This window comes from Shuttleworthella sp. MSX8B, from assembly GCF_000524295.1.
Lineage (GTDB): Bacteria > Bacillota > Clostridia > Lachnospirales > Lachnospiraceae > Shuttleworthia > Shuttleworthia satelles.
This window is the reverse complement of sequence record NZ_JAQT01000021.1, coordinates 52,072-58,956: the sequence shown is the minus strand read 5'-3', so window position 1 is coordinate 58,956 and position 6,885 is coordinate 52,072. Positions and strand designations below refer to the sequence as shown.

At 53.8% G+C, this 6,885-nt stretch carries 5 protein-coding genes and 2 tRNA genes; 1 reads left to right on the top strand and 6 read right to left on the bottom strand.

Annotated elements, in window-relative coordinates; genetic code table 11:
* Window positions 1-325 precede the first annotated feature (325 nt).
* Window positions 326-892, top strand: coding sequence for a glycerol-3-phosphate responsive antiterminator (locus tag HMPREF1508_RS05680; protein WP_044960237.1), 567 nt, complete (start codon window positions 326-328; stop codon window positions 890-892).
* Window positions 893-970: 78 nt separating this feature from the next.
* On the opposite strand, the gene murI is transcribed toward HMPREF1508_RS05680, so the two are convergent.
* The 6 genes from murI to fsa form a co-directional block, all read right to left on the bottom strand.
* Window positions 971-1,747 carry a glutamate racemase gene (gene murI, locus HMPREF1508_RS05675; protein ID WP_044960235.1) on the bottom strand — a complete coding sequence of 259 codons (777 nt, stop codon included), beginning with the start codon at window positions 1,745-1,747 and terminating at the stop codon, window positions 971-973.
* A gap of 118 nt (window positions 1,748-1,865) precedes the next feature.
* Window positions 1,866-1,936, bottom strand: a tRNA-Gly gene (locus HMPREF1508_RS05670).
* 3 nt (window positions 1,937-1,939) lie between these two features.
* Window positions 1,940-2,012 (bottom strand) — tRNA-Phe (locus HMPREF1508_RS05665).
* A gap of 52 nt (window positions 2,013-2,064) precedes the next feature.
* Complete coding sequence (locus HMPREF1508_RS05660) at window positions 2,065-4,764, bottom strand: AAA family ATPase (protein ID WP_044960233.1); 2,700 nt, start codon at window positions 4,762-4,764, stop codon at window positions 2,065-2,067.
* Window positions 4,761-5,852 carry a metallophosphoesterase family protein gene (locus tag HMPREF1508_RS05655; protein WP_044960231.1) on the bottom strand — a complete coding sequence of 364 codons (1,092 nt, stop codon included), beginning with the start codon at window positions 5,850-5,852 and terminating at the stop codon, window positions 4,761-4,763. The genes HMPREF1508_RS05660 and HMPREF1508_RS05655 overlap by 4 nt, the downstream gene beginning before the upstream one ends.
* 376 nt (window positions 5,853-6,228) lie before the next feature.
* A complete protein-coding gene (fsa, locus tag HMPREF1508_RS05650; protein WP_044960229.1) occupies window positions 6,229-6,882 on the bottom strand; it encodes a fructose-6-phosphate aldolase in 654 nt (217 codons plus the stop codon).
* Window positions 6,883-6,885 lie beyond the last annotated feature (3 nt).

Here is a 6,885-nt window from a genome sequence, read left to right as displayed (position 1 = left end):
GGAAAACTTTTTTGTTTTTCAATTGTCTACTTGACGGGATGCACACCATACACAGGGGTTTGAGGCGCTTTATATCAACACATTTTGTCCACCCTCAAAGTTCCCTGAAAAAAGATTGAACCCCTACAAGCCCTTTATTTACAAGGGCTTGTAGGGGTTTTCATCAACACATTTTGTCCTATAACTCAAATCAGAGCCTGCTTGCTTTTTCGCGACAAGCGCAGATGATAGAGCTAGAGTGACAGGACAATCTCTGGTCGACTTTTAACGAGCGAATCATATAATGAGACTATAATGACACAGGCCCTTGGAAGGGGGAGTTTATATGAATCGAGAATTCTCGGATGCGATTGAAGCCTCACCGATCATTGCCGCCATCAAGGATGATGACGGTCTGTCCCACTGCCTTGCCACAGACAGCCGGATTATCTTTATTCTCTATGGAGATCTGATCTCCATCCCCCGCATTGTCGCCCAAATCAAGGAGGCCGGTAAGATGGCCATGGTTCACATCGATCTGATCCATGGGCTTCAGGCCAAAGAAATTGCCGTAGACTTCATCAAGACCTATACAGACGCGGATGGGATTATCTCCACTAAGGCAAATCTCATCTCCCATGCCAGAGAGCTGGGGCTGGCAACCGTCATGCGCTTCTTCCTGATCGACTCCATGGCCTATGATTCCATTCTCCGCCAGCTCCCCACCGCCAGACCGGATGTCATCGAAATTCTCCCGGGCCCCATGCCCAAGCTGATCAGCAGGATCAAGAGCCAGATCAAACTCCCTCTCATCTGCGGAGGACTGGTCTCAGATAAAGAGGATGTCGTCTCCATCCTGTCCGCCGGGGCGGACGCCATCTCTTCAACCAGAGAGGCCGTCTGGTTCTTATAGAAATTCTCCCGGGTCCTATGCCCACGCCGATCAGCAGGATCAAGAGCAAAATCAAGCTCCCTCTGCAGTACGTACAATTTACTCCTCCCGGCGAAAGAGATTCTTCATTCGCTCCATCCGCTCTTCCGTCGGGTCACTGTTTTCGAAAATGACTGAGCCCAGTTCCTTACTCTCCGTCTCTAAATCTTCAAGCCGAATCCGCCGCAGAAGCTCTCTCGCTGTCCCGGCCGCCCCATCATAGATCTTGACCGAATCTCCCATCAGCTCCTGAACCTGTTTGCGCACAAAGGGATAGTGGGTACAGCCCAGAACAACTGCGTCCACATCACGATAGGGCGCAAGAAGCTCCTCCAGAAAATGCATCAGCTCCGGTGTCTGGTCTCTCCCCTCCTCGACGAACTCCATGAGCCCCGGGCAGGACAGGGTCTCTATCTCAGCTACATGGCGAAAGCGCTCACAGAGCAGGTGGAGCTTTCCCAGACGAACCGTCATCGGCGTCGCCATGACTAAGACCTTCCCACCCGGATTCTCCATACAGGCAGGCTTAACCGCAGGCTCAATTCCCACGATCGGAAAATTCGGGTACATCTCTCTTAGCTTGCGAACCGCTGCGGAAGTCGCTGTGTTGCAGGCCACTGCGACAGCCTTGCATCCCCGATTCATCAGATGCTGAATATTTCTGATCGTCAGTTCCTGAATCTCCGGAAGCTCCCGCGTGCCATAAGGCGCATTCTTCGAATCGCCGAAATAGAGAAAGTCCTCCCTGGGCATGAGCTTGACCAGTTCCCTTAAGACGCTGATCCCCCCCATCCCCGAATCAAAGACTGCAATTGGCGCATTTTTCTCTCGAACCATAACATCTCCATCCGCACAGAAGCGTCTCTGTTTTAATGATCCATCAAGAAGACGCTCTTCGCACCTGACACCTGCAAGAAAAAGGCGCATCTCCCTGTGTCAGAAGATACGCCATGAGAGCGGGTGATGGGAATCGAACCCACGTATCCAGCTTGGAAGGCTGGTGTTCTACCATTGAACTACACCCGCATGTGCCCAGTTCCGGAATCGAACCAGAGACACGCGGATTTTCAGTCCGCTGCTCTACCAACTGAGCTAACTGGGCCCTGTGCTTGGCACATGCTCCATATTGTATGAGATGACTGACCCGGTGTCAATCAAAAGGGAACGGTTCCATTCTCAGCGGGCATACGGCTGGGATGGCAGGTCAGGTAGATCAGCTGGCGCCGGCCGGCGATCTGTCCGAGAAAGGCCAGCGCTCTTTTCACCTTGTCCTGATCAAGATTATTGAAGGGGTCATCTAAAATCACCATGGGCTGGTCCTTGGAGAAAATTGTGTCAACCAGGGCAAAACGCGCGGCAAGGGCAATCAGATCATGATAGCCTGCGGAGAGGAATTCTCCCCGCTTCTGCTGTTCCTTGTAGATCAACTTTGGATTCAGATCAATGTCCAGGGTGAAGCGCTCCGGCCGCTCTGCCATAGCCCTGCCTCCCAGGATCTCGAGATAGCCCTGCATATTGTCCTGCAGGGGACCCATATAGCGGGCCAGATAAGATTCTCTGGCCCTGTTCAGGTAATCTCTTGTCAGCTCCAGGATGCGGACATTATCCAGCATTACCGTCTCCTGCTCTCTTAAGTCGCGGGCCTCATCTCCGGCCTCCTCATAATCCTGCAGTTCCTCCAGCAGATTGGTCCAGTCATCCTTCAGCTCACTGATAACCTGAGTCAGTTCGACCACTGACGCGTCCAAAAGAGCCTGTTCTCTCTGCATCTCTTCTACGGACTGCCCTTCGCTGACTTGTATCACTTCCCCCTCTTCCTCGCTCACCTCCTTGCGCAGCTCTTCCACGCGATCGGTGAGGTCTGCCAGGCGGTCCATATTGCGGCGGATCTGGGCGATGCGCTCATGCCGGCTCTTCTCTGTCAGGGGGTAATCCGCCAGAAAATCACCGATAGATTTGCGCCATCCCATCACCTGTTCCTCCAGATTCTCCACCTGTCCCCTGGCAGTCACATAATCCCGGTAGGCCTGGGCATCCTCCTGAAGTCGCTGCAGCAGAGCCTCTTCATTAAATTCATGGTAGAGATCCATTTCATAAGAATCCGCATAGGGCTGCAGCTGCGTATAGAGCCGCATGGAGGCATTGGCCAGCTCCTCCACGGCCCCGGCCGAATTATCGATGGCCCTGGCCTCCGCGGCCGTCAATCGGTCAAAATTCTCCTTCTTGATCCGAATCTCGGTCAGATGCTGCTGCATGCTTTGCTCGTCCTCCGGAAAGAGAGACAGAAAATCAATGCAGATCTTGCGTGAGGCATCCCTTCGTTTGACTGCTTCCTGCCTCTCCTCCCTGGCCTGCTCAATCTCCTGATCCAAATCAGACAAAACCTGCTGATAAGCGCTCTGCCGTCTCCTCTGACCGCTGAAGCCGCCAACTGCGACGACAACTGCCGCCCCTACAAACACAAGCCCTAAGATCTGGCGGAGGAAGCCTCCATCGGATGCGTAGAGCGTCAAAAAGGCCCCCCCTCCCAGGACCAGAACCAGAGCAATCAGGCCTGTAACCAGGCTGAGACCGAAGCCCGACTCCGAGTGTCGATCCGCAATCTTCTCCTCTCTGCTCCGCTCCAGCTCCTCCGACTGTTTCGTCAACTCGCTGACCCGGCCGGTGCAGCTTGCAAGATTGTTGATTTCGCTGGAAATCAGATCCAGCTCCTCACGGCTGGGGTTCTTGACCAAAAAGTATTCGCGCAGCTCTGCCAATTGTTCCCGATCTTCCTCCGACATGACGGCATAGGACTGCTGTATGCGCAAGTCTTTCAGGTGTGCCGCCTCCCGGCTCCATGCCGCGAACTGCCCCGGCGTCGGTATTTCCTCCGGAAAGAGCTTCATGAGGTCCGTGACGTAAGCCTCCTTCGGCACTTTCGCCCGCAGCTCCTCCAGTTCCTTCCCCCGCACAGCCAGCTGGTGATCCGCATCCGTGACCTCTTCCATGGTCTCCGGACTTGGAATCCCCTTTGCAAAAAAGGTCTGATATTTCTCCAGCTCCTTCTCACTCTCTGCCAGCTGCTGCCGCTTCTGACGGAAAGCTCCCAGGGCCTGCTCTCTTTTTACCTGCTCTGTCACTCTGTCATTTAAGGCCTTCTTCTGTTCCTCCAGCTGATGCAGCTGACTCTTCTTCTCAAGCAGCCTCCCCTCAGCGGCGCGGGCAGCCTCCTGGGTCGCGGGAATCCGATCCGCCAGTTCCTGCTTGAGAGAGATCTTTTGCTGGAGAAGGCGCAGTCTGCCGGTATTGGTCTTGGAATTGCGATTGTAATCCCGGATCTGATTTTCGATACTGGCGATCGCCTCCTCGAAATGTGTGACGTCATCCCGGTTCACGCGGCTTCCCCTGCCCATATGCGCGTTCATCGAATCTGTAATTCCGGTATCCAGGGCATTTTGCGGGACGAAAATAGATTTCTCGAAGGATTCCCGGTCAACGGAAAAAAGCTCCTCCCCGATCTGATCGGAAAAATCGCTGGATTGCTGATTGGTGGAGAGATCAATCAAAGAAAAGCGGTCTGACTTGTCCGTGCGACCGAAGCTGCGCTCGATTCGGTACTCCTTTCCCCCCGTCGCAAAGACCAGGGATCCCCCGTAGCTTCCCCCGTCCCAGGGCTCATACTTCTGCCTCTCATGCAGTGTCTTCGTCCCCTTGGAATATTCCATCCCATAGAACATAGCCTTGAGGAAAACGCAAAATGTCGTCTTCCCCCAGCCATTTTCTTCCAGAATCGCATTGAGACCGGGCTTAAATATGAAGTTTCGATCCCGGATGGTTCCAAACCCGGCAATATAACAGGAAATCAACCTCATTCTTCAAGCTCCTCTCCGATCAACGCTTTCATTCCAAGGCGGGTTACCCTCTCCTTATCCTCCTCTGACAGGTCGCTCTTTCGCATGAGGCGGACAAACTCCCCCTTAATGGTGCGGTCATTGAGGTAGGATTCGAAATCAATCTGCGTTCTGGTCTGATCCACGGCCTTGATGAAAAAAAAGCGACTGACAAAACGCCTCAGGACCCGGTCCGTATCCAGCTCCAGATCCATACTGATATGACCGGTGAAGACCAGCTTGACCAGATCCTTCTCCGGGATATTCCTCAGGGCCCTGTCACTCTTGGACATAACCTGCAGCATGCTGTCCTCAGGCGCCAGCTCCACCACAATCTCATGCAGTTGCCTTCTGGCAAATGGAATAAAATCGCTCGTCAGTTTCCCATCCGAGATCTCAATGAGGACAAAGCCCTTGGGGCCGCACTCGTCAAAGCCTCTGCCCTCCAGGCAACCGCTGTAGCAGTAAATGCCGCGCTCATCCAGTTGTCCCTGACGAAAGCTGTGAATGTGCCCCAGCGCCAGATAGTCAATTCCCTTGCCCCGATAGGCCGGAAGAAGGACCTCCTCGGCAGGATTGGTCCCCTGATAGTCCTGGGTCTGTCCATGGAGCATAACGATATTGATCTTCCCGGGATCTAACTCCAGACGCGCTGGCATCGATCTGACATTTTCTGCGGACAGCTCTGCTCCGCTGATGACCAGATCTCCATATTCATAGCTTCTCCAGCCCTTGTCCGTAAAGATCTTAAGATTGGCCGGGATCTCCTCTTCATCCAGGCCTGCCAGGAAATCTGAATTGTCGTGGTTGCCCCGCAGATAGAAAAAATCAATATCGGGATGTGACTCCATCGGCTCCAGCACCCGGTTGCGTACGGCCCGCCGCAGATGCGCCCGGTCAAACATGTCCCCCGCGATCAGAATGGCTCGCGCCCCCTCTTTTTCGGCATAGTCCACCATGCCCTCATAAGAGGCAAAGAGCTCCTCTCTCCTCTGCCTGGCCTTCTCGCTGTCTAAATTGGTCTCCATCCTGGAATCCAGGTGGAGGTCTGAACAATGAATGATCTTCATAAAAAGTTCCCGGCACTGCCCGCCACATCAGTTCTTCGGTAAAGATATCCTATTTTAGCATAAGAGAGCAGACTGTGTTTATATCACGGTCCCGGCACTGCGTTTGAATTGCATCCCCGGTACTGTGCTTGAATCATGGTCCCGGCTCCCGGCGTGAATATCTTGCCGAAAATCTTACCGTGAAAATCCCTGAAGAATCCCTGACTTCCCCAACGAAACGAAAAACACACGCGCTACACGCCTTCCACAGTCATAGACGAGAGAAAAGCTGACCGCCTCCTGTCACACCTGCCCCGCGGCATAAATGTGAAACAAAACGGTCAGCTCTCCCTCTCCGGAATCTCAGCTGCTTTAGCTTCTGCCTGCCAATTTCCTCTCACTCCCCGAATACATCTGTGTACTCTCTGGCAAATTTGGCGATCCCGGCATCCGTCAGCGGATGACAAACCATCTGCATCAGAACCTTATAGGGCACCGTGGCGATATCCGCCCCCAGCAGAGCGCAGTCATGAACATGCATCGGTGTGCGAATCGACGCGGCGATGACCTGCGTCGCATAGCTGTAATTCTCGAAGATGGTCTGTATGTCTTCGATCAGGCGGACGCCCGGCTCGGAGATATCATCTAACCTCCCCAGGAAGGGGGAGACATAGGCCGCCCCTGCCTCGGCAGCTAAAAGAGCCTGGTTCGCCGTAAAGATCAGGGTACAATTGGTCGCAATCCCCTCGGAGGACAGGACACGGATCGCCTTAAGTCCCTCTGCCGTCATAGGAATCTTGACCACCATATTCTTATGAATCGCAGCAATCTCTCTGCCTTCTTGGATCATTCCCTCCGCATCCGTGGTCGTGGCCTTGACCTCACCGGAAATCGGCCCGTCCACGATCCCGCAGATCTCCCGCAGGGTTTCTCTGTAGTCCCTGCCCTCTTTGGCGATCAGAGAGGGGTTAGTCGTGACTCCGTGGATGATTCCCATTTCCTCAGCTCTTCTGATCTCGTCTACATTGGCGGTGTCGATAAAGAATTTCATGAT

What these genes read in the sequence shown, in the direction of transcription:
- HMPREF1508_RS05655 (WP_044960231.1), bottom strand. Translation starts at nt 5,852, where the DNA reads ATGAAGATCATTCATTGTTCAGACCTCCACCTGGATTCCAGGATGGAG.
- HMPREF1508_RS05660 (WP_044960233.1), bottom strand. Translation starts at nt 4,764, where the DNA reads ATGAGGTTGATTTCCTGTTATATTGCCGGGTTTGGAACCATCCGGGAT.
- HMPREF1508_RS05680 (WP_044960237.1), top strand. Translation starts at nt 326, where the DNA reads ATGAATCGAGAATTCTCGGATGCGATTGAAGCCTCACCGATCATTGCC.
- murI (WP_044960235.1), bottom strand. Translation starts at nt 1,747, where the DNA reads ATGGTTCGAGAGAAAAATGCGCCAATTGCAGTCTTTGATTCGGGGATG.
- fsa (WP_044960229.1), bottom strand. Translation starts at nt 6,882, where the DNA reads ATGAAATTCTTTATCGACACCGCCAATGTAGACGAGATCAGAAGAGCT.